This window comes from Breoghania corrubedonensis (assembly GCF_003053845.1).
Classification (GTDB): domain Bacteria; phylum Pseudomonadota; class Alphaproteobacteria; order Rhizobiales; family Stappiaceae; genus Breoghania; species Breoghania corrubedonensis.
Genome location: NZ_QAYG01000002.1, coordinates 74942 through 97406, shown reverse-complemented (window position 1 = coordinate 97406; position 22465 = coordinate 74942). Strand labels below are relative to the sequence as shown.

Genomic DNA, 22465 nt, shown 5'->3' with positions numbered 1-22465 from the left:
CGGGCGCCATTGCTGCTTGGGAGGAGCATATGTCCAATTTTTCTCGCAGAACTTTCGTCACGACTGCGCTTGGCGGTGCGGCGGCGCTGGCAATGCCCGGAATCCGCCGGGCGGAAGCCGCCTCGTTCAACTACAAATACGCGAACAACCTGCAGCTCTCGCACCCGCTGAACATCCGCGCCAAGGAGGCCGCCGATGCCATCGCCGAGGAGACCGGCGGCGACATGAAGATCCAGATCTTCCCGAGCAGCCAGCTCGGCGGGGATACCGAGACGTTGAGCCAATTGCGCGCCGGTGCGGTGGAATTCTTCACCCTTTCCGGTCTGATCCTGTCGACCCTCGTTCCGGTCACGGCGATCAACGGAGTGGGCTTCGCCTTTCCCGACTACGGCACGGTGTGGAAGGCGATGGATGGCGAATTGGGCGCCCATGTCCGCGGCGAGATCTCCAAATACGGCATCCTCGCCATGGAGAAGATCTGGGACAACGGTTTCCGGCAGACGACCTCGCGGAGCAAGCCGATCGAGACACCGGCCGACCTGGAGGGGTTCAAGATCCGCGTTCCGGTCAGCCCGCTGTGGACCTCGATGTACGAGGCGTTCGGCGCGGCTCCCACCTCGATCAACTTCTCGGAAGTCTACACCTCCCTTCAGACCGGCGTCGTCGAGGGGCAGGAGAACCCGCTGGCCATCCTCCAGACGGCCAAGCTCTACGAGGTGCAGAAATACTGCTCCATGACGAACCACATGTGGGACGGCTTCTGGTTCCTCGCCAATCAGGAGCGCTGGGAGGCGCTGCCCGAGGACATTCGCAATGTCGTGGCCAAGCACCTGAACGCCGCAGCCGTCAAGGAGCGCGCAGATGTGGAAGCGCTGAACGCCTCGCTTGCCGAGACGCTTCAGGAAGAGGGGATGGCCTTCAACTCGCCCGAGGCGGGGCCGTTCCGCGAGAAGCTGCGCAGCGCCAAGTTCTACGAGACCTGGCAGGAAAAGTTCGGCCCGACAGCCTGGGGGCTGCTGGAGCAGGCCGTCGGCAAGCTGGCCTGAACCGATGGGCGAGGTATTGGTCGACCGACCTGCGGTGGGTCTGGGCGTGCGTTCGCCCTGGCTCGACCGCGTCGACAGGCTGCTGGGCTACGTGATCGAGATCCCGGCGGTCATCCTGGTGATTGTGGAGGTGGTGGTGCTCTTTGCGGGCGTCACCGCACGGTATGTACTGGAAAGGCCCTTCGTCTGGTCGGACGAACTTGCCTCGCTCTGTTTTCTCTGGCTCGGCCTGCTGGGAACCTGTATCGCGCTGCGAAACGGCGCGCATATGCGCATGACGGCGATCGTCGGCATGCTGTCGCCCCGCAAACAGGCCTTCGCGGAGGTGATCGCCGTGGTCACGGCGGCCGCCTTCGTCGCACTGATCCTTGAGCCCTCCTACAGTTTCGCCCTGCACGAGGTGATTGTCACGTCGCCGGGGCTCGGCATCTCGGCGGCCTGGCGTGCGGCTGCGCTTCCGGTCGCCTCGACGTTGATGATCCTGATCTCTCTGGTCCGGATGCTGAAGGTGGGAAGCCCGCTGATGGTGCTGGGGGCGGTCGTCTCCCTCTTCGTCATCGGAGGTATCCTCGTCCTGCTGCAGCCGGTCTTCGCGACGCTGGGCAACGTCAATCTGGTGATCTTCTTTGTCATCTTCCTCACCGGGGCGATCTTTGCGGGCGTTCCGATCGCCTTTGCCTTCGGGCTTGCGACCTTTGCCTACCTGTCCCTCACCACGCACATCCCGCTGTCGATCATCGTGGGGCGGATGGACGGCGGCATGTCCTCGCTCATCCTTCTGGCGGTGCCGCTGTTCGTGCTGCTCGGCTATCTCATCGAGATGACCGGCATGGCGCGGGCGATGGTGGGTTTTCTGGCCAATCTCGTGGGGCATATCCGGGGCGGGCTGAACTATGTTCTCCTGGGCGCGATCTTCCTCGTTTCGGGGATCTCCGGTGCCAAGGCTGCGGACATGGCGGCCGTCGCGCCGGTGCTGTTTCCCGAAATGAAGCGCCGCGGATCGAAGCCCGGCGAACTGGTCGCCATCCTTTCGGCCTCCGGTGCGATGTCGGAGACCATTCCGCCTTCGCTCGTGCTCATCACCATCGGGTCGGTGACGGGGGTGTCGATCTCGGCGCTCTTCACCGGCGGGCTGGTGCCGGCCGTGGTTCTCGCGATTGCGCTGGGGATCGTCGCCTGGTGGCGGACCCGGGGCGAGGACATGTCGAGGATCAAGCGGGCCACGGCGCGGCAGATCGGGCGCAGCTTCGTGATCGCTTTGCCCGCGCTCGTCCTTCCTTTCGTGATCCGCGCCGCGGTGGTCGAGGGCGTCGCCACCGCGACGGAGGTCTCGACCATCGGCATCGTCTATGCCGTTGTCGCCGGCCTGCTGGTCTATCGCGAGTTCGACTGGCGCCGCCTCTATCCCATTCTGGTGGGGACCGCGAGCCTGTCGGGCGCGATCCTCTTCATCATCGGCGCGGCGACGGCGATGGGCTGGGCTTTGACGCAATCGGGTTTTTCCGCCGAGCTTGCGACCTTCATGTCGACGCTGCCGGGCGGGAGCGTCAGCTTCATGGCGGTGTCGATCGTCGTCTTCATCATCCTCGGCAGCGTGCTGGAGGGGATTCCGGCGATTGTTCTGTTCGGTCCCTTGCTTTTCCCCATCTCCGAGATGGTGGGCATCAACGGGGTGCATTACGCGATCGTCGTCATCCTCTCGATGGGCATCGGTCTCTTCGCGCCGCCTTTCGGGGTTGGCTACTACACGGCGTGCGTCATTGGTCAGGTCAATCCGGATGAAGGGATGCGTCCGATCGTCGGATATCTCGTGGCGTTGTTCCTGGGTGTGGTCCTGATAGCGGCCGTTCCGTGGTTCTCGATCGGCTTCCTTTGAAGCCGATCGGTCACTTCGGTCAGGGGGCGCGCGGGGCAGAGAGCCAGCGGGAGGTAAGTTCATGTTGGAAGCCAGCAAGGCCGGGGCGGTGGTCGTGACCGGGGGCGGTTCGGGCATCGGCCTGGCCACCGCGGAGCGGCTTCATGCCGAGGGGTGGGACGTCTATCTGATGGATCTGCGCGGCGACGTGCTTTCGTCCGCATGCGATCAGCTTGGCCTTCCGGCAGAGCGTGCGCTGACCTGCGACGTGTCGGACGAGGCGGCTGTCGAAGCGGCGTTCGCAAAGGTCTGCGAGCGCGACGATCTGTCGGGGGTGGTCAATTCGGCCGGGATCGCGACGGACAAGCTGGCCGTCGACACGCCGTCGGACCAGTTCCGCAGCATTCTGAACGTTAATCTCGTGGGGACGTTTCAGGTGGCTCGCACGGCGGCGCGGCACTGGATCGCCAAGGGGCGCGGCGGCAGTATCGTCAACATCTCTTCCGTTTCCGGGCTGACGGGCAACCGCGGGCGAAGCGCTTATGGCGCCTCCAAGGCCGCGGTGAACCTGATGACCCAGGTCATGGCGACCGAGATGGGCGCGCAGGGTATCCGCGTCAACGCGGTTGCCCCCGGCCCGATCGATACGCCGCTGGCGCGGCAGGTTCACGGCCCCGAGATCCGGGCGCAATGGAGCGACCGTGTACCGATGCGGCGCTACGGCACGACCGCCGAAGTGGCCGAGGTGGTGGCGTTCCTGCTGTCGCCCCGGGCGAGCTACGTTACGGGGCAGGTTCTGGCCGTCGACGGCGGCTTCATCAATGCCGGCCTCAGGGTCTGACGGGGTGGGCGGCGATGCGCCGTCCGTCTCGCCAGGCGCGTCGCGCGGTCATTGCGCGGTCAGGCACAGCGCTGGGTCAGGCCGCCGTCGACGACGATCTGTGTGCCGGTGACGTAGCGCGCCTCGTCCGAGGCGAGGAAGAGCGCGGCATAGGCCGTATCCCAGGCGTCGCCCATGTTGCCGGTCGGGCTCTGGGCATTGCGCCTGGCGATCATCGTGTCGATTTCGCCGCCATAGCGGGCGGCAAGCGGCTCGCGGATCATCGGCGTGTCCATCAGGCCGGGAAGGACGCAATTGGCCCGGATGCCCTGTCCCGCATATTGCAGCGCGATGTTCTGCGTCAGCGCCAGAACCGCGGCCTTCGATGCCGTGTAGGCGGCGTAGGGAAATCCGATCCAGCGGAGCGCGGCGGCCGAGGAGATGTTGACGATCGCGCCGCCGCCCTGGTCCAGCATGAAGGGGATCGCATGCTTGCAGACAAGGAAGATGCCGGTCTGGTTCACCGCGATCACCCGGTCCCAGCTTTCCTGGGATGTCTCCACCGGGCCGCCGGTCTCGGCGATGCCAACGTTGTTGTGCACGATGTCGATCCGTCCATAGGCGGCATGGGTGGCGCTGCACGCATGGGCAAGACAGGCGCTGTCCGTCACGTCGGCCGTCAGCGCGATGGCCTCACCTCCTTCGGCGCGAACGGCTGCGCAGGTGCGCTCCGCCGCTTCCGTGTCGCGGTCGGCGATCGCCAGTTGCGCGCCTTCGCGCCCGTAAAGCAGTGCCGCCGCCTTGCCATTGTTCAGCCCGTCCTTCGGAGATCCTCCGCCGATTATCAGGACTGTCTTCCCCTCCACACGTCCCGCCATGTCTCCACCTCCCGTACGTCATAATATGGACCTATTGTTCTGGATGCAGCGGTAGCATCGGATAAAATAAGTTCTATGAAAAGGGTTTTCACAATTGAAAAAGTAAATAATAATGGATCAGGTTCAATATCCATTGGTCCATATTATGGATAAATACTGCAACGAGGGGGTTGATGGCGGAGGAGAAGATTTCGGGTGCACAGAGCGTGGACCGGGCACTCGGACTACTTGCGATTGTCCGGCGTAACGCTGCGCGCGGCATTTCGCTGTCAGGCCTCATGGCGGAGAGCGGCCTGAACAAGCCGACGACGCGACGGCTGATGCTGGCGCTGATCCGCGCCGGGCTGGTGGAGCAGGACGACCTGACGCGGGACTACCATCTTGGCGAGGAGGCCTTCGTCATGGGCGCGCTGGCTACCGGACGGCATGGCCTGCTGGAGATCACGGGTGAAAGCCTGCGGCGACTGGCGGACCTCAGTGGCGACACCGCTTTCTTCTCGGTCATGCGGCGGGGATACTCGGTCTGTCTTCAGCGCGAGGAAGGGAATTTCCCGATCCGCACCCACGTGCTTCAGGCGGGGGCTCAGCACCCGCTCGGCGTGGGCGCGGGGTCGGCCGCGCTTCTGGCCGAACTGCCCGACGAGGAAATCGAGCACGTGCTGAGCGAGAATGCCGCGGCGCTTGTCGCGGATTTTCCCGCCTATACGCCCGAAGTGATCTGGAACCAGATCCGCCAGACGCGGGCACAGGGACACTCGCTCAACCCGGGGCTGGTTCTGGCCAATTCTTGGGCCGTCGGGCTCGCCGTCCGCTATCCCGACGGCCGTCTCGCCGGGGCTCTCAGCGTCGCTGCGATCGACAGCCGGATGGGGCCGGATCGACAGGAGCAAATCGTGGCGTGGCTGCGCGCGGAGGAGCGCAACATCGCACAGAAACTGGAACGCATGTTCGCCCCGCGCGGAGCTTCCGCCGGGATGGGATCGGGGAGGAGATCAGCATGAACAAGGCACAGATCGTAGGTTGGCATCACGGCAAGTTCGGCAAGAGCGCGGCGCCCTCGACAGAGGCGCTGATGGCCGAGGTGGTGGCCGAAGCGCTGGAGCACGCAGGCGTCGGGGCGGAGGCCGTCGACGGCATCTTCGTGGGTGTGATGAACAACGGCTTTTCGAAGCAGGACTTCCAGGGCGCACTGGTGGGAATGGTGCATGAGGGGCTTGCCTCAACCCCTGCGACACGCTTTGAAAATGCCTGCGCCACGGGATCGGCGGCGCTTTACGGCGCGATGGATTTCATTGAATCGGGGCGCGGCCGGATCGCGCTGGTCGTGGGGGCGGAAAAGATGACCGCGCTGCCCACGGCGGAGATCGGGGACATTCTTCTGGGCGCCTGCTACCGCCCGGAAGAGGCCGATATCGAGGGCGGTTTCGCCGGGGTCTTCGGCGCCATCGCGCGCACCTATTTCCAGAAGCACGGCGACAAGTCGGACGCGCTCGCGATGATCGCGGCCAAGAACCACGCGAATGGCTGCGCGAACCCCTTCGCGCATATGCGCAAGGATTTCGGGTTCGAGTTCTGCAACACCGTTTCGGACAAGAACCCTTATGTCGCGGCGCCCTTGCGGCGGACCGACTGCTCCCTCGTTTCCGACGGCGCGGCGGCGCTGGTGCTTGCCGACGCCGAGACGGCGGCGGACCTCTCGCGCGCAATCGGCTTTCGGGCCCGCGCCCACTGCAACGATGTTCTGGCGCTCAGCCGGCGCGATCCGACCGCCTTCGACGCCGCCCGCCGCGCATGGTCCGGCGCACTCGTTGCGGCCGGCCTGACGCTCGACGATCTCGACCTCGTGGAGACGCATGACTGTTTCACCGTTGCCGAACTGATCGAATACGAGGCCATGGGGCTGGCCGCCCCGGGCCAGGGTGACCGGGTTATCCGCGAAGGCGTGACGCGCAAGGACGGCAAGCTGCCGGTGAACCCGTCTGGCGGTCTCAAGGCCAAGGGGCACCCGATCGGCGCGACGGGCGTTTCGATGCACGTGCTTGCCGCCATGCAGTTGATGGGGGAGGCGGGCGAGATGCAGATCCCGGACGCCGAACTTGCCGGCGTCTTCAACATGGGCGGCGCCGCTGTCGCCAACTATGTGTCGATCCTGGAGCGGGTGAAATGAGCGCCTTCGATTTCGATCCGGACTTCGGGCCGAGTTCGGTCAAGGTGGCGAACCTCGCTCATTTCGTGACGCGGGCGGCGCGGCGCCAGAGAGACAAACCCGCCTTCGTCTTCGGCGAGGCGGTCTGGACCTGGTCGGAATTCGAGACCCGGATCGACGCCATGGCGCAGGCACTGCGCGACAGGTTCGATATCGCCAAGGGCGATCGGGTGCTGGTCCAGTCGCAGAACTGCAACCAGATGTTCGAGTCCATGTTCGCCTGCTTCCGTCTCGGCGCGGTCTGGGTGCCCACGAATTTCCGCCAGACGCCGGACGAAGTGGCCTACCTGGCCGAGGCCAGCGGCGCCAAGGGCATGATCTGCGGCGCGGAATTTCCCGATCACGTCGCCGCCTGCCTTGCGCTGGCGACACCGCCGCAATTCGTCATCTCCATCGGCGGGTCGGATTTCGGCGAGGAGTACGACGACCTCGTTTCGGCGCATCTGGGCGCTCGCGTGCCCGACGCGCCGGTCGAACGCGACCATCCGTGCTGGTTCTTCTTCACCTCCGGTACGACCGGCCGGCCGAAGGCTGCCGTTCTCACGCACGGACAGATGTCCTATGTCGTGACCAACCATCTGTGCGACCTGATGCCGGGGCTGACCGAACACGACCGTTCGATCGTGGTCGCGCCGCTGTCGCACGGCGCGGGGGTTCACCAGTTGACTCAGGTCGCTGCGGGGGTGGCCACGATCCTGCCGGGCTCGCCCAATTTCGATGTGGCCGAAGTGTGGAGGCTGGTCGAGCGCTGGCGTGTCTCGACCATGTTCACGGTGCCGACGATCGTGAAAAGGCTGATCGAGCATCCCGCAGTGGATGAATTCGACCGCAGTTCCATGCGCTACATCATCTATGCCGGCGCGCCGATGTACCGGGAGGATCAGAAGCGGGCGCTGGTGAAGCTGGGGCCGGTGCTGGTGCAATACTATGGCCTTGGCGAGGTGACCGGCAACATCACCTGTCTGCCGGCCCATGCCCACACGCTCGGGGATACGCCGGCCGCGCGCCCCGGCACCTGCGGATATGAGCGCACGGGGATGGAGGTATCGATCCAGGCCGACGACGGCACGATCCTGGCGCCGGGTGAGACGGGGGAAATCTGCGTCATCGGCCCCGGCGTCTTTGCGGGCTACTACCGCAATCCCGAGGCCAATGCGAAGGCCTTTCGCAATGGATGGTTTCGCACCGGCGATCTCGGCCATCTCGATGAGGAGGGATACCTCTTCATCACGGGCCGCGCGTCGGACATGTACATTTCGGGTGGCTCCAACATCTATCCGCGCGAGATCGAGGAAAAGATCCTGCTGCACCCCGGCCTCAGCGAGGTTGCGGTGCTCGGCATTCCCGATCCGCAATGGGGGGAGGTCGGCATCGCGGTCTGTGTGGCCAAGCCAGGCGCGAACGTGAGCGAGGACGAGATCGCCGCTCTGCTGGCGGCCAAGGTCTCGCGCTACAAGATCCCGAAGCAGATCTTCTTTCTGGAGGAAATGCCCAAGTCCGCCTACGGCAAGATCACCAAGAAACTGGTGCGCGAGACCCTGGAGGCGCGCGGACTGTTGCGGTTGTCGGAGGAAGCCTGAAAAAGGCGCTGACCGCCGCACAAGAAAGGGAGGCCCGCGCCATGCGGGCGAGGAGGAGAACGTCATGCCGTTGAACCCGCCGATCCGTCATCCGGGTCCGGCCGCCGCGCGCCGCGATGCCCGGGCGCATGCCCGGACGCGGCCCATCGCCTTCACCATCGAAGAGGGTGAAACCGTGGAAGAGGGGCTGGGACGTGGGCTTCGCGCCTCGGGCTGCGACAGCGCCTATATCGAATTCGACGGGGGGCGGCTTTCGCCCTTCGCCTTCGTCATGCCCGCCGCCGCGCCCGATGACCGACACGCCGCGTGGTATTCTCCAACCGTGCAGCACGATGCGGGCGGGCGGGTTCTGTTCGCCGGAGCGATTGTCGGCTGGCGTGACGGAGAGACCTTCGTCCATTGTCACGGAAGCTGGCAGGCGAAGGGCGGTCCCGTCGAGATGGGGCACCTGCTGTGCCCGGACAGCCGCGCGGCGGCTCCGATCGAGGTGCGTGGGACAGGCCTTCACGGCGCCGCCTTCATCTCGCAGGACGATCCCGAAACCTGCTTCCGGCTCTTTGCCGCGCAAGCCGCTGCGGCCGGCGCGGGTAACGACAACAGCGAAACCGGCAGCGACGAGGCAGGGGATGCGCGGGATCCCGACGGTCTCGCCGTGACCTTGCGGCCCAATCAGGATGTCTGTGCCGCGCTCGCCGCCATCTGCCGGGATGAGGGCTTTGCGCGGGCGGAAATCCGGGGGATCGGCAGCCTCAATGGCGCGATTTTCGAGGAGGGACCGGCGATGCGGTCCTACGCCTCCGAATTCGTCGTCCTTGAGGGATGTTACGACGCGGCTGCGGACCCGGAGGCCGCGCGGCTGCGGATCTTGGTCGTCGATATGGATGGCCGCGTCTTCGAAGGCTGGCTCGCACCCGGGGAATGCCCCGTCTGCGTCACCTGCGAATTCGTTGTCACCGCCGCCAATTCCGCGACTTGACCCGACATTCAACATTGCGCCCGCGCCCAATGGAACGCGCGGGCGCAATGATGGAAAGGGCTATCAGGCCGTTGCCGGGGGCTCCGGCAGCCATTCCTCCAGCGTGACCTCGAAGGTGGTGCAGGTCGGGTTCTCGCCCGAGACGAAGGGGCCACCCTGCATCCGCCCTTGCGGATCGGCGACCACGCCGAAATCGCCGCGCTCAACACGCCCGACGCATCGGTGCGGACGATGTGTCCGTGCCTGCGCATCCGGGCCAGCGGCTTCTATGCCTGGCTGAAGAACCCGTTGAGCAACCGAGCGAAGGAAGACGCCCGGCAGACCGAGCTGGTCCGGCAAGTTGTCTTCGGAGAGAAATAGAGACCCTTCACCTGTGTGTCGGTGAGCATCGGGGAGAGGGCTTCATCATGTGGGCCAGGTCAGAAGTACCCCATCATTGTGCCATCACAAGACGCGCGATTTGACGATATTGGATGATATTCGATGAGTGGGGAAATCGCGCGGGTGTCTGTAATTTCAAAATAAAAACAATATGATGGAAGTCATCCTGATATGGTGTGCGATTTTGCCTGGAGAGCTTCCCCTCCGCCATTATCTGACCTCGCACTGTCGCCCTTCGGGCTTCGCTCCAGTCGGGGCCTCGCATAAGCTCGGGCGGCCGTTGGTCTCGCAAACCGTGCGGGTTCGAGCTTTCCCCATCTCTCCGCCATACAGCCTTGCACGCGAAGATTGGTCCCCTGGCGGTTGAGCCAGCTGGTCAGGCTCCTGCCCTTTATTGCCGCAAGTGAGCTGGTCAGGCCGGGCTCAATCCTCGGCCAGCAGGTTCTCAAGCAGCGAGCAGAGTCGGTCGGTGTCACCGGCGGGCAGTCGGGCGGCGAGGGCCGCTTCCGGTTCGGCCACCAGAAGCTTCAGCTCGCGCAACGTCTCCGCGCCCTTTTCGGAGATGAAGACGAGAACCTTGCGTCGGTCGTGAGGATCGGGTGCTCGGTAGACCTCGGCTTTGGCGACCATGCGGTCGACAATCTTGGTGAGGGTGGGGGAATCCACGAAGACGAGGCCTGCCAGTTCGCTCATGGTACGTCCACTGCGCGCACCCAAGGCATCGAGAATGCGATACTGCTCAATCGATGTGCGCGCGGGCTTTAGCCGTTCCTCGATCTGCTGTTCGAACCGGCGGTTCACGCCGCCGATCAGGTGCAACAGTTTGTGCGGATCACGGTGGGCTCCCGGCTTGTGGGAGGATGCGGACATCGCTTGGCCTCTTTTTCAATAATTGCCATTTCATATATTTTCGCAGCCGCTTGGGTGCAACTGTCATATTCCAAATTTGGACGTACATTCGACGTCAGAAGTTTCAGAAACGGTTACAGTTTAGCGAGGTCGAGTGTCGCGCAAGTGCATAAAAGTCCTGCGGTGCTGATTGCACATTTCCGTGGCATCTTGTCCAAGTGGTTTTCCCGAGATCTGCCGTGGATGCGGCGATCTCGCGCAGAGTTCGTGGCACGAACGGCGAAATAGTTTATCGAAAGCCCGTGGAGTTCGGCATGGCTCCTGCATAAGTCTTCCCGAACTCCGGTCGTCGCCGGACGCTGATGGGGAACGGTCATGCCTCCTTTCAAGATCGCGTTGCTGCTTGAGCAGGAAGGCGCCTGCGGTTTGTGGGCGCCGTCCGGCGTCGCCTGCACGAGGCTCGCCGTCCATGAGCTGAACCATGCCGGGGGCGTGCTGGGGCGCGAAACGGAGGCGGTGATCGTCAATCTGGGCAGCGGCGCGCGCCAGGCCGTCGAGGCCACGAATTTCGCCATCGAGGTGGAGCAGGTCGATGCCATTGTCGGAATGTTTCCAAGCTACGCGCGCGCGCTCGTCTCCGAGGTGATCGACCGGCGGGTTCCTTATATCTACACACCGCAGTTCGAGGGGTACGAGGCGGATCAGTCGGTGGTCACCACGGGGGAGACGACGGCGGAACTGCTGGCTCCCGCGCTTGCATGGCTCAGCGAATACAAGCGTGCGCGGCGCCATTTTCTTTGCGGGAGTGACTATATCTGGCCGCGCATGAGCTTCGCGGAGGCCCGGCACGCGATCCGCGACAATGGCGGGACAGTGACAGGCGAATACCTGATGTCCATCGGCGACCGGGACTACGGGCGCCTGCTTAATGCCATCCGGCAGAGCCACAGCGACATGGTTGTTTCCTATTTTCTTGGAGAAGAGGCGATTCATTTCAACAGAGCTTTTGCGGAAGCCGGGCTCGCGGGCAAGATGCTGCGCTTCTCCACGGCGATCGAGGAAACCATCGTCTACGGCCTTGGAGAGGATGCGACCGAGAACCTCTACGTGTCGTCGGCCTATTTCTCCAGCCTGCGTTCGCGAAACAACGGGGCCTTTCTGGAACGCTACCACACGACCTTCGGTGAGACGCCGCCGCCGGTGAACGGGTTCGGCGAGTCCTGTTACGAAGGTGTGCATTGCCTTGCCTCGCTGGTGGAGGAAGCCGGGGTTGCCCAGGCTTCGGAAATTCGCCGCGCAATCGGGCGTACGGTGCAGCAGCGGACCGCGCGCGGAAATCATGTCTCTCCCGTTGTGGGGGCTCGCCAGCAGGTTCATCTGGCGCGGGTGGATGGGTATGACTTCACGGTCGTTACCTCGCTCTGATCCCCGATGGCTTTGGGTCCCGCGTACCGCGGCGCGGATTTCCGCCAATTCGTGTTGCTTCCCGGCGGGCATGCAAAAAAGATACTTGATTTTTCATCTATTGCCAATTCAACTATATCCCCATAAGCCGACCAGCTCAGGGGACACCTCCAATGACACTCTCGCGCCGCCGCTTCCTGCGTAATTCCATAGCCGCCTCCACAACCATGCTCGCCGCGCCCGCTGTGATCATGCGCTATGGCTATGGCAGCGAGGATCCGATCCTTGTCGGCAGCCTGCATGACCAGTCCGGCCCGCTGGCCGCTACCGGCGTACCGATGGTCGACAGTCTTGCGCTTGCGATCGAGGAGGTGAACGCCGCCGGCGGGCTGCTCGGCCGCCCGCTGAAGCTGGTGCATTACGACACCCAGTCGAACATCCAGCTCTATTCGCAATATGCGCAACAGCTTGCCGTGAAGGATCGGGTCGCGGTGGTTCATGGCGGCATCACCTCGGCCTCGCGCGAGGCGATCCGGCCGACCTTCGACCGGTTCCGCGTGCTCTATTTCTACAACACCCTCTATGAGGGGGGCGTGTGCGACCGCAACATCTTCTGCACCGGCACGACGCCCGCCCAGACGGTCGAGAAGCTGGTGCCCTACGCGATGGAGAAGGCCGGCAAGAAGGCCTATATCCTCGCCGCCGACTACAATTACGGGCAGATCACCGCCAAGTGGATGACCAAATACGCCCGCGACCATGGCGGCGAGATCCTTTCCGTCGACTTCTTCCCGCTCGACGTCACCAATTTTGGCCCGACCATTTCCAAGATCCAGGCGGCCAAGCCCGACCTCGTGCTCTCCGCCCTGGTGGGCGGCAACCACACCGCCTTCTATCGCCAGTGGGCCGCCGCGGGCATGAAAGGCGAAATTCCGATCGCGTCCACCACCTTCGGTCTCGTCAACGAGCCGTCGACGCTCGATGCGACGGAGAGCGAAGGCGTTCTCGGCGCCTATGGCTATTTCGAGGAACTGACCACGCCCGCCAGCACGGCTTATGTGGGCAAGCTGAAGAAAGCACATCCCGAGATCCCCTACATCTCCGAACTTGCGGCTGCGACCTATGAAGGCTTCCACCTGTGGGCGGAAGGTGTGAAGAAAGCGGGCACGATCGACCGGATGAAGGTGATCGAGGCGCTGGAAAGCGGCATTTCCTTCGATGGTCCGAGCGGCACGGTGACGCTCGACCGCGCCACCCATCACGCCACCCGCAACGCCTTCCTCGCAGAGGTGAAGGACCGCAAGTGGTCGGTGCTGGAAAGCTATCCCGACCAGAAGCCGCTCGATACCGCAGCCGTGTGCGATCTCATCAAGAACCCGAACGATACCCGGCAATACGAGATCGACATCTGATCCGATCCCTCCCGTTGCTGTCCGGTCATGGTCGGGCAGGGCTGTAAAGGCGCGTCGCTCGTGCCCGTTTCCGGCCTCCAGTCCGGCCTGGTTCTCACTTCTTATCTCAAGGGGATCGAAATGGATCTTGCGGTCATTGTGGCGCTCGACGTCGTCAATGGCGCGGCCTCGCTGTTCCTGCTCTGCCTGGGGCTCGCGATCATTTTCGGCATGATGCGCATCATCAATCTGGCCCATGGCGAGTTCGTGATGCTGGGGGCCTATGCCACCGTGGTCTCGGCCAATGCAGGGCTGAACATCTGGATCGCCATGCTGGTGGTCGCGCCAGCCTTCGTCGCATTGGTCGGGCTCGTCGTGGAGCGCTGCCTGATCCGCTTTCTCTATGGGCGGTTGATCGATTCCATGCTGGCGACATGGGGCCTGAGCCTCTTCATCGTCGGTTTCGTCACGACGATATTCGGCAACACGACAAAGGGCGTACCGACACCGCTCGGCGGGTTTTCGGTGGGGGCCTATCGCACGAGCTACTACACGCTGTTCCTGCTCGCCATGGCGTTGGTCGCCGCCGGGATAATCTATGCACTCATGCGCCATACCCGCTTCGGGCTGATTGCGCGTGCCACCATGCAAAACCCGGAAATGGCGGCGAAGCTCGGCGTCAATCCGGCCCGCATCTACATGATGACTTTCACGCTTGGCGCGGCGCTTTCCGGGCTCGCGGGCGGGCTGCTCGCGCCGGTCTCCGGCATCACGCCGGTTATGGGCGCGGCCTATATCGCCAAGGCCTTCATCACCGTGGTGGGCGGCGGCGCGGCGATCCTGTCGGGCACGGTCGCAGCCTCCAGTCTCTTCGGCTTCATCAACCAGCTCGGCGCCTACTTCACCACGCCGGTCTATGGCGAGGTCATCCTCTTCACTTCCGCCATCATTCTCATCCGGCTGCTGCCGCAGGGAATTTCCGGCCGGTTCTTCAAGGGGCAGCTCTAGATGACCCGCAATCACAAGCTCATCGCGCAAGCACTCGCCGTTCTCGTCGCCATCGTCGTGGTCGCGCTGGCTCCGGGCTATCTCGACCTCTTCACCGTCATGCAGCTCACGCTTTTCGCCTCCATGGCGGTGCTGTCGCTGAGCCTCGCCTTCATCTGGGGCTTCGGCGGCATCCTGTCCTTTGGCCAGTCCGCCTTCTTCGGACTGGGCGGCTATGCCTATGCGGTGGCGGTCGGCAATTTCGGGGATTCCACGCCGGCAATCGTGCTGGCGATCCTCGTGCCGGCGCTCTTTGCTGGCGCTCTCGGCTATTTCGTCTTCTATGGCCGGATCTCGGATGTCTATCTCGGCGTGATAACGCTGACCGTGACGCTGATCCTGTTCAACGTGGTCAATTCCACCGCAGGCAACGAATACACCATCGGCTCCGTACGTCTTGGCGGCTTCAACGGCATTCCGGCGATCCAGACCTTCAACATGCCGTTCGATCCGAGCGACATTCTCTATCCTGAACACGCCTGGTGGGTAACTGGCGGGTTGCTGATCGTGGTCTATCTCGGGCTTCGGCTCTTGATCGGATCGACCTTCGGGCGGATCGCGATAGCGGTTCGCGAGAACGAGACACGCGCGGCCCTGCTGGGCTACGATCCTCGGCTCGTCAAGCTCGGCGTCTTCGTCATCGGCGGGGCGATCGCCGGGCTCGCAGGTGCGCTTTACGTGAACTGGGGCGCCTTTGTCGGGCCAACCATCTTCAGCCTCAGCCTGTCGGCGGAAATCATCATCTGGATCACGGTTGGCAGCCTCGGGACGTTGGTGGGCCCGATCCTTGGTTGCGTGCTCATCCAGTATCTCGTCTCGCAGATCGGTACCCAGCAGACTTTCAATTCAAACCTTGTTCTGGGCGTCATTCTCGTGGGCTTCGTGTTGCTGTTGCCGAAGGGAATCGTGCTTTCCATCCAGCAGGCCTTCGAGCATCTCGCGTATTGGTGGGGGCAGCGCAAATCAACACTGCCGTCCTCCTCCCTCGATGTGCCCGCCATGGAAGGAGAGAAGGGATGAGTGAGCTTGTACCTCTCCTCCAGACGAAGAACCTGACCATGCGCTTCGGCGGCGTGGTCGCCAATGACGACGTGAATTTCACGCTGGGCGAAATGGAGCTTCGCTGCCTTATCGGCCCGAACGGGGCAGGCAAGAGCACCTTCTTCAAGATGCTGACCGGCCAGCTCACGCCCACATCGGGCAGCGTCACCTTCCGTACGCATTCGATTGCAGGGCATGCTTCGCACGAGATCGCGAGGCTTGGCATCGGCATCAAGACGCAGGTGCCTAATGTTTTCAACGAGATATCTGTGCGTGAGCATATCTGGCTTGCCGCGCGGCGTGCTCATGCCACGGGTCCCAGAATCCGCGAGGCGGTGGACGAGGTGCTGGAGCGGGCGCGGCTGACAGGCATCGCCGATGCGATCGTTGGCCAGCTTTCTCACGGCCAGCGGCAATGGGTGGAGATCGGCACGGTGCTTGCCGCCGATCCGGAACTGATCCTGCTCGATGAACCTGCCGCCGGGATGACCGATGACGAGACGGGCCGTACCGCGGAGATCATCCGCGAAATCAACCGCACCAAGGCGCTGATCGTGGTCGAGCACGACATGGAGTTCATCAAGATGATCGCCAAGAAGGTCACGATCTTCCACCAGGGCCGCATCCTGATGGAGGACGATTGTGCCGCCGTGCTCGCAGACGAGCGGGTGCGCGACATCTATCTTGGAAAGAAGGTGGCGGCATGAGCGCGCTTCTTCAGGTCGCGGGGCTTCGCGCGAATTACGGGCGGGTACCGATTCTCATGGGCGTTACCTTCGCCATGGAGCCGGGCGAGTATCTCGGCATTCTGGGCCATAACGGCATGGGCAAGACCACGCTCATGCGCACGCTGATGGGGGCGCTGCCCGCGACCGGCGGCGCGGTCCATTATCGCGGACGGAATATCACCGCGCTTGCTACCCATGATCGCGCCCGCCTGGGGCTGGGGCTCGTACCGCAGGGGCGCGAGATCTTTCCCTCCCTGTCGGTCTACGAGAACCTGCGCATGGGACTTGTGACCGCGGCGAAGGAGGATCTCTCCATCATCGACGCGGTGCTTGAGGATTTCCCGCGCCTCGTGCGGCTGCTCGACCGGCGCGGCGGGGCGCTTTCGGGCGGCGAGCAGCAATTGCTGGCGCTGGCGCGCTGCCTTTGTACCCAGCCCGATCTGATCCTGCTGGACGAGCCAACCGAGGGCATCCAGCCCTCCATCATCGACGAGATCATCGAGACACTGGCGGGCCTGAAGGCACGCAAGTCGCTCTCCATGATCATCGTGGAGCAGAATCTCGACTTCATCACCTCGCTGTCGGACCGGGTCCTGTCCATCCAGAAGGGCCAGATTTCCGGCACGGTGGCGCGAGAAGACCTGCTGGCCGGGAAGATCGCCATGTCTTGCGCCTGACCGATACGCGCGCCGCGAGCCCGGTCTGACCTGGCCCCGGCTGCGCCGCATCTCCAAACCAAATCGCTGAACTGAACTGTCTCATCTGGAAGAAGGGAAAACTCATGGCCGTCACACGCCCATCCGCGACGGAAGTCGCCGCAATCGCCGCCAAGCTTGGCATGACCATGTCGGAAGCGGAGGCTGGCGATTATCTCGCCCTGATGCAGGGGAATTTCGATGCCTATGACCTGATCGACGCCTTGCCGGATCCGATCCCGGCGACCGCCTATCCGCGCACGCCCGGCTATCGTCCGGGTCCTTCTGAAAACAAGTTCGGCGCCTGGTACTACAAGTCTGAAGTGAAGGGTGCGCAGAGCGGCAAGCTATCGGGCAAGACGGTGGTCCTGAAGGACAACGTCGCGCTTGCAGGCGTGCCGATGATGAACGGCGCCTCCACGCTGGAAGGCTTCATTCCGGCAGCTGATGCCACCATCGTCACCCGTATGCTCGATGAAGGTGCGACCATCGTCGGCAAGGCGGTGTGCGAGCATTTCTGTCTTTCCGGCGGCAGCCACACCTCCGATCCGGGGCCGGTCCACAATCCGCGCAAGATGGGGTATTCGGCAGGCGGGTCTTCCTCCGGCTCGGCTGCCCTTGTGGCGGCGGGCGAGGTGGATATGGCCATCGGCGGCGATCAGGGCGGCTCCATCCGCATTCCGTCGGCCTATTGCGGCACCTATGGCATGAAGGGGACGCACGGGCTCGTCCCCTACACGGGCGTGATGCCCATCGAGACGACCATCGATCACACCGGGCCAATCACCTCCAATGTCGCCGACAACGCGCTGCTTCTGGAAGTGCTCGCCGGGGCCGACGGGTTCGATCCGCGCCAGTATTCACCAAAAGTGGCGCCCTACACGGAAGCGCTTGGCAAGGGGGCCGCGGGCCTCAAGATCGGCATCCTGAAGGAAGGTTTCACCGCCGCGGGCATGCAGACGGCCGTTGCCGACAAGGTCAGGGAAGCTGCCGCGCGTTTCGAAAAAATGGGTGCGACGGTGGAGGAGGTTTCCATCCCCGAGCATCCGCTGACGGCTGCTGTCTGGGGGCCGATCGCGCTGGAAGGCCTGACCGCGCAGATGATGCATGGCAACGGAATGGGCTTCAACTGGAAGGGGCGCTACGACGTCGGCCTGCTCGATGCCCATTCGGCGTGGAAGCAGCGGGCGGACGATCTTTCCAAGACGCTGAAGATCTCGATGCTCGTCGGTCAGTGGGGGCTCGATCACTATCGCGGGCGCTTCTATGCCAAGTGCCAGAACCTCGCGAGCGTCATGAAGGCAGCCTATGACGCCAGGTTCGCCGAATATGACGTGCTGCTGATGCCGACGCTGCCTTGCGTGGCGACCAAGCTGCCCGAGCCGGATGCGCCACTTGAGGAAATCATCGCCCGCGCCTTCGAGATGGTGGGCACCACCTGCCAGTTCGACGTGACGGGGCATCCGGCCATGTCGATCCCTTGCGGCCTTTCCGATGATCTTCCGGTCGGAATGATGCTGGTCGCCAGAGACTGGAACGAGGCGACGATCTATCAGGCGGCCGCTGAGTTCGAGGCCGAGGGCGACTGGACGACGTTCTGACGCGCATCCTCGCGGCATGGCCTGAAGCATGGAAGACGCCGGCTGCGGCCGGCCTCTTCTTTCCGTTCGTCCATGCGCGGCGGCCCGTGGGCGCGATTAGGCGGCGTCCGCTCCGAAGTCGACCTTGTGGCACGCGGCCATGTGGTCCTTCGAGCGTGGGGTCAGGGCGGGAAGCAGGCGCCTGCAATCTTGCGTCGCGTGGGCGCAACGTGTGTTGAAGGGACAGCCGGGGGGAATGTCGAAGGGGCTTGGAAGTTCGCCACGGGCGGCGGCGCCTCTCCTGCGCTTGGCCGGGTCGAGATCGGGGGCGGCGTCGAGCAGGGCCTTCGAATAGGGATGCCGGGGCGCCGTGAACAGGTCCTCTGTCGGGGCGATTTCGACGATCCGCCCAAGATACATCACCGCCACGCGGTGCGAGATGTGGCGTACCAGCCGCAGATCGTGGGCGACGAAGATGATCGTCAGCTTCAGCTCGTCCTGCAACTGCAACAGCAGGTTGATGACCTGGGCCTGAACGGAGACGTCGAGCGCGGAGACGAGTTCGTCGGCGATCAGGATTTCCGGTTCCACGGAAAGGGCCCGGGCAATGCCGATGCGCTGACGCTGGCCGCCCGAGAACTCGCGCGGATAGCGATCGACCGCGTCGGCGGGGAGCCGCACGATCTCCATCAGTTCCGCGATGCGCGCATCGATCCGGTCCTTCGGCCTGATCTTGTGCACGCTCAGCGCCTCCTTGAGGATCTGGCGAACGGTCATGCGCGGGTTGAGCGAGCTGTAGGGATCTTGAAAGATCATCTGGACGCGGCGGTTGAAGGTGCGCTGCCGCGCACGCTTCAGATCGCCGATGCTCTGGCCCTCGAAGGTGATGGTGCCAGTGTCGGGTTCCAGCAGACGCACCAGGCAGCGCGCCAGCGTGGACTTGCCGCAGCCCGATTCTCCCACGATGCCGAGCGTCTCGCCGCCATGGACATCGAGGTCGATCCCGTTGAGGGCGTGGACGCAACGCGGGCTTTCGCCCATTAGCTGGCCGAGCAGCCTCTGCTTGGCGAAGAAGCGTTTGGAGACGTCGCGAAGGGACAGGATCGGGGCCTGCGCTTGCACTTGCGTCATTGACTCACTCCCGCACGAGCGACCGCTTCATGGTGGAAGCAGGCGACGGTGTGCTCCGGTTCGATATGTTCAAGATGGGGCACGGAGCTTGCGCACTTATCGGTTGCGAAGGTGCAGCGCGGGTTGAAGGAGCAGCCCCGTGGCATGTGGGCGAGGCTCGGCGGCGTGCCCTCGATGGACATCAACATGGTGCGTTCGCTGCCGCCGCGCGGCACAGACCCGATCAGGCCCCGGGTATAGGCATGGTGCGGCCTTGCGAATATGTCGTGTACGGAGGTGGTCTCCACGATCCGCCCGGCATACATCACCGCCACCCGGTCGCAGGTGCTCGCCACCACACCCAGATCGTGGGTGACGAGGACCACGCTCATCGAAAACTCCTCCCGAAGATCGAGGATGAGGTTCAGAATTTGGTCCTGGATGGTGACGTCGAGCGCGGTCGTCGGCTCGTCGGCGAGCAGCAGGCGGGGGGAGCTTGCAAGCGCGATGGCGATCATCGCGCGCTGGCGCATGCCGCCCGAATACTGGTGGGGGTATTCCTCCAGCCGGCGCGCGGCGGCCGGGATGCCGACGATATCCATCAGCTCCAGCATCCGCTTGCGGCGCTGGGCGGCATCCATGGTCGTGTGCGCGCGCAGGTTCTCGTCGATCTGCACCCGAATGGGCAGGATCGGGTTCAGTGCGGTCATCGGTTCCTGGAAGATCATCGCGATCTCGCCGCCGCGCACGCGGCGCAGCGCGGGGTCGGGCAGGTCGACCAGATTGCGGCCCTCCCATTCCACCGTTCCGGTCACCCTGCCAGGGGCGTGAATGAGGCGGATCAGGGAGCGCAGCGTGACGCTCTTGCCCGAGCCCGATTCACCCACAAGGCCGAGAACCTCGCCGGAAAAGACGTCGAGATCGACGTTGTCGACGGCGGTGACGCGGCCCTGCGCGGTTTCGAACGTCGTCGTTAGTCCACGAACCTTCAGGACGGGGGCTGTCTCGGCCATCACTTCGTCCTCAGCAGCTCGGTGATACCATCGCCGAGAAGGCTAAAGCCCAGCCCCGTGATAACGATGGCGATGCCGGGGAAAACCGAGATCCACCAGGCGCTTGTCATGAAGTTCTTGCCGTCGGCGATCAGCACGCCCCATTCGGCCGCCGGGGGCTGCGCGCCGAGCCCGAGGTAGCCGAGGCTGGAGCCGAGCAGGATGCAGAGCGCCATGTCGGTCATCCAGTAGACGAGCGCGGGCGTCATCGAATTGGGCAGCAGATGGCGGAAGATGATCCGGCTGGGGCGATATCCCATCACCTGACCGGCCGCGGCATAATCGAGACGCTTCTGCACCTTGATCTCTCCAAGCGTCAGGCGGCCGTAGAACACCCAGTCGATGATGCCGACGGCAATGTACATGTTGATCAGACCGGGCCCGAGAACCGACACGATCGCGATGACCAGTACGAGGAAAGGGAAGGTGATGGTGGCGTCGACGATGCGGCCGAACACGCTCTCGGTGATGCCACCGACATAGCCCACGAACGCGCCGATCAGCGTTCCGACGATGGCGGGTACAATGGTGGCGAACACCGCGATCTGCATGTCGAGCGTGTAGGCGTGGATCACGCGCGAGAACATGTCTCGGCCGAAATTGTCCGTTCCGAAGAGATGGGCCGAACTCGGGGCCTGGAGAATGGCGTTGTAGTCGAAGACGTTCGGGTCGTAAGGGGCGAAGGCGGAGGGAAAGAACGCCAGGATCAGGCTGACGATCAGGATCACGATGCCGGTGGCAAACGAAATCGATATGCGTCGGCCCTTCTTGCGCCCCGCATCGCCATCGGGTTGAGAGGTCGCAATATCGCTCATCGCATGATCCTCGGATCGAGCCAGGCCTGGAGGAGGTCGGTCGCCAGGAAGATGAGCGACACGACGATGGCCAGTGAGATCGTCAGTCCCTGGATGACCGGATAATCGCGGCCGTAGATGCTGTCGATCATCAGCCGCCCGGCACCGGGAATGGCGAAGACCGTTTCCGTGATGACGGCGCCGCCGAGCAGGACGCCGACCTGCAGGCCGAACAGGGTGACGGTCGAGATGACGGCGTTGCGCAGGACGTGGCGCACCAGGATCACGTAGCCGCGCAATCCCTTGGAGCGGGCGAAGTCCACGTATTCCGCATCGATGACATTGAGGATCGCGGACCTGAGATTGCGCATCAGCACGGCCGAAAGGCTCAGCGCCAGGGTCACGGCGGGCAGGAACAGGTGATAGAGATGGTCGCCAAAGCCGTGGCCGTAGCCGCCGATCGGGAACCAGTGCAGGTGCGCGCCGAAAAAGATCAGCAGCAGGAGCCCGACATAGAAGACGGGCATGGAAAGGCCGACCTGGAACGTTCCGCGAATGATCGTGTCGCTCGCCCGGTTCTGCCGAAGTGCTGCCCAGAAACCGAGCGGAACGGAAAAGATGACGGCGATGGCGGCGGCCATGCCGGTCAGCAGCAAGGTGACGGGCAGGCGTTCGACCAGCAGTGTGGTGACGGGAACGCGCAGGGCGATGGAATTGCCGAGATTGCCGCTGAACACGTTCGCGATGAAATACAGGAATTGCACCACCAGTGGCTTGTCGAGGCCAAGCTGGGCATTGATGCGGGCGATGTCCGCCTCCCGGCCGCGGTCTCCCAGCATCACCGTCGCCGGGTCTCCGGGCAGGAGGCGCACGAGAACGAAGGTCACGACCAGAATGAAGAGGATCGTGGGGATCATCTGAAGGATGCGGCGGAGGATGAAGCTCAGACTGGCCAACGAAACGGCACCCCTTCTGCGTAGCGACGAACGGAAGGCCGGGGGATCCCGGTCTTCCGTCTGTGTCAACTCGTGT

Annotated in this window: 20 protein-coding genes and 1 pseudogene; 15 read left to right on the top strand and 6 right to left on the bottom strand. The window is 63.7% G+C overall.

Annotated elements, in window-relative coordinates; translation table 11 throughout:
• Positions 1 to 29 precede the first annotated feature (29 nt).
• The 3 genes from C8N35_RS08405 (at position 30) to C8N35_RS08395 (ending at position 3742) form a co-directional block, all read left to right on the top strand.
• On the top strand, positions 30 to 1046 hold the full coding sequence (locus C8N35_RS08405; RefSeq protein WP_107989636.1) for a TRAP transporter substrate-binding protein: 1017 nt from the start codon (positions 30 to 32) through the stop codon (positions 1044 to 1046).
• 4 nt (positions 1047 to 1050) lie between these two features.
• On the top strand, positions 1051 to 2922 hold the full coding sequence (locus C8N35_RS08400) for a TRAP transporter large permease (RefSeq protein WP_107989241.1): 1872 nt from the start codon (positions 1051 to 1053) through the stop codon (positions 2920 to 2922).
• A gap of 61 nt (positions 2923 to 2983) precedes the next feature.
• Positions 2984 to 3742, top strand: coding sequence for an SDR family NAD(P)-dependent oxidoreductase (locus C8N35_RS08395; protein WP_107989240.1), 759 nt, complete (start codon positions 2984 to 2986; stop codon positions 3740 to 3742).
• Positions 3743 to 3801: 59 nt separating this feature from the next.
• Here C8N35_RS08395 and C8N35_RS08390 read toward each other — a convergent pair whose 3' ends face one another.
• A complete protein-coding gene (locus C8N35_RS08390) occupies positions 3802 to 4599 on the bottom strand; it encodes an SDR family NAD(P)-dependent oxidoreductase (RefSeq protein ID WP_107989239.1) in 798 nt (265 codons plus the stop codon).
• A 173-nt stretch (positions 4600 to 4772) separates the two neighbouring features.
• On the opposite strand from C8N35_RS08390, the gene C8N35_RS08385 reads away from it, so the two are divergent.
• The 5 genes and pseudogenes from C8N35_RS08385 to C8N35_RS08360 all read left to right on the top strand — a co-directional run.
• Positions 4773 to 5600, top strand: a complete 828-nt coding sequence (locus C8N35_RS08385; protein ID WP_107989238.1) for an IclR family transcriptional regulator — start codon at positions 4773 to 4775, stop codon at positions 5598 to 5600.
• On the top strand, positions 5597 to 6766 hold the full coding sequence (locus tag C8N35_RS08380) for an acetyl-CoA acetyltransferase (protein ID WP_107989237.1): 1170 nt from the start codon (positions 5597 to 5599) through the stop codon (positions 6764 to 6766). The genes C8N35_RS08385 and C8N35_RS08380 overlap by 4 nt, the downstream gene beginning before the upstream one ends.
• Positions 6763 to 8385, top strand: coding sequence for an acyl-CoA synthetase (locus C8N35_RS08375; RefSeq protein ID WP_107989236.1), 1623 nt, complete (start codon positions 6763 to 6765; stop codon positions 8383 to 8385). Before C8N35_RS08380 ends, C8N35_RS08375 begins: the two co-directional genes overlap by 4 nt.
• A 64-nt stretch (positions 8386 to 8449) precedes the next feature.
• A complete protein-coding gene (locus tag C8N35_RS08370) occupies positions 8450 to 9361 on the top strand; it encodes a PCC domain-containing protein (protein ID WP_107989235.1) in 912 nt (303 codons plus the stop codon).
• Between the two features lie 219 nt (positions 9362 to 9580).
• Positions 9581 to 9700, top strand: a pseudogene (locus C8N35_RS08360) (IS3 family transposase); the annotation flags it as partial.
• Between the two features lie 465 nt (positions 9701 to 10165).
• Here the strand turns inward: C8N35_RS08360 and C8N35_RS08355 are convergent.
• Positions 10166 to 10612 carry a MarR family winged helix-turn-helix transcriptional regulator gene (locus C8N35_RS08355; RefSeq protein ID WP_107989234.1) on the bottom strand — a complete coding sequence of 149 codons (447 nt, stop codon included), beginning with the start codon at positions 10610 to 10612 and terminating at the stop codon, positions 10166 to 10168.
• Between the two features lie 354 nt (positions 10613 to 10966).
• Between C8N35_RS08355 and C8N35_RS08350 the strand changes: the two genes are divergently transcribed.
• The 7 genes from C8N35_RS08350 (at position 10967) to C8N35_RS08320 (ending at position 18498) form a co-directional block, all read left to right on the top strand.
• Positions 10967 to 12016, top strand: a complete 1050-nt coding sequence (locus C8N35_RS08350) for a substrate-binding domain-containing protein (RefSeq protein WP_107989233.1) — start codon at positions 10967 to 10969, stop codon at positions 12014 to 12016.
• Positions 12017 to 12168: 152 nt separating this feature from the next.
• A complete protein-coding gene (locus tag C8N35_RS08345; RefSeq protein ID WP_107989232.1) occupies positions 12169 to 13407 on the top strand; it encodes an urea ABC transporter substrate-binding protein in 1239 nt (412 codons plus the stop codon).
• Positions 13408 to 13527: 120 nt separating this feature from the next.
• Positions 13528 to 14394: a branched-chain amino acid ABC transporter permease gene (locus C8N35_RS08340; protein WP_107989635.1), complete on the top strand. Its 867-nt coding sequence runs from the start codon at positions 13528 to 13530 to the stop codon at positions 14392 to 14394.
• The gene (locus C8N35_RS08335) at positions 14395 to 15453 is read left to right on the top strand and encodes an ABC transporter permease subunit (RefSeq protein ID WP_107989231.1); all 1059 of its coding nucleotides are present in this window, start codon (positions 14395 to 14397) and stop codon (positions 15451 to 15453) included. It abuts the gene before it with no gap.
• Positions 15450 to 16181 carry an ATP-binding cassette domain-containing protein gene (locus tag C8N35_RS08330; RefSeq protein ID WP_107989230.1) on the top strand — a complete coding sequence of 244 codons (732 nt, stop codon included), beginning with the start codon at positions 15450 to 15452 and terminating at the stop codon, positions 16179 to 16181. The genes C8N35_RS08335 and C8N35_RS08330 overlap by 4 nt, the downstream gene beginning before the upstream one ends.
• Positions 16178 to 16879 (top strand): ABC transporter ATP-binding protein, encoded by a 702-nt coding sequence (locus C8N35_RS08325; protein WP_107989229.1) that lies wholly within the window; start codon positions 16178 to 16180, stop codon positions 16877 to 16879. Before C8N35_RS08330 ends, C8N35_RS08325 begins: the two co-directional genes overlap by 4 nt.
• A 104-nt stretch (positions 16880 to 16983) precedes the next feature.
• On the top strand, positions 16984 to 18498 hold the full coding sequence (locus C8N35_RS08320; protein ID WP_107989228.1) for an amidase: 1515 nt from the start codon (positions 16984 to 16986) through the stop codon (positions 18496 to 18498).
• Between the two features lie 96 nt (positions 18499 to 18594).
• Here the strand turns inward: C8N35_RS08320 and C8N35_RS08315 are convergent, their stop codons facing one another.
• The 4 genes from C8N35_RS08315 to C8N35_RS08300 are packed head-to-tail and all read right to left on the bottom strand — an operon-like array spanning position 18595 to position 22389.
• Positions 18595 to 19608, bottom strand: coding sequence for an ABC transporter ATP-binding protein (locus tag C8N35_RS08315; protein ID WP_107989227.1), 1014 nt, complete (start codon positions 19606 to 19608; stop codon positions 18595 to 18597).
• A complete protein-coding gene (locus C8N35_RS08310; RefSeq protein ID WP_107989226.1) occupies positions 19605 to 20600 on the bottom strand; it encodes an ABC transporter ATP-binding protein in 996 nt (331 codons plus the stop codon). The genes C8N35_RS08315 and C8N35_RS08310 overlap by 4 nt, the downstream gene beginning before the upstream one ends.
• Positions 20600 to 21454, bottom strand: coding sequence for an ABC transporter permease (locus C8N35_RS08305; protein ID WP_107989225.1), 855 nt, complete (start codon positions 21452 to 21454; stop codon positions 20600 to 20602). The genes C8N35_RS08310 and C8N35_RS08305 overlap by 1 nt, the downstream gene beginning before the upstream one ends.
• Positions 21451 to 22389: an ABC transporter permease gene (locus tag C8N35_RS08300; RefSeq protein ID WP_107989224.1), complete on the bottom strand. Its 939-nt coding sequence runs from the start codon at positions 22387 to 22389 to the stop codon at positions 21451 to 21453. The genes C8N35_RS08305 and C8N35_RS08300 overlap by 4 nt, the downstream gene beginning before the upstream one ends.
• Between the last annotated feature and the right edge of the window lie 76 nt (positions 22390 to 22465).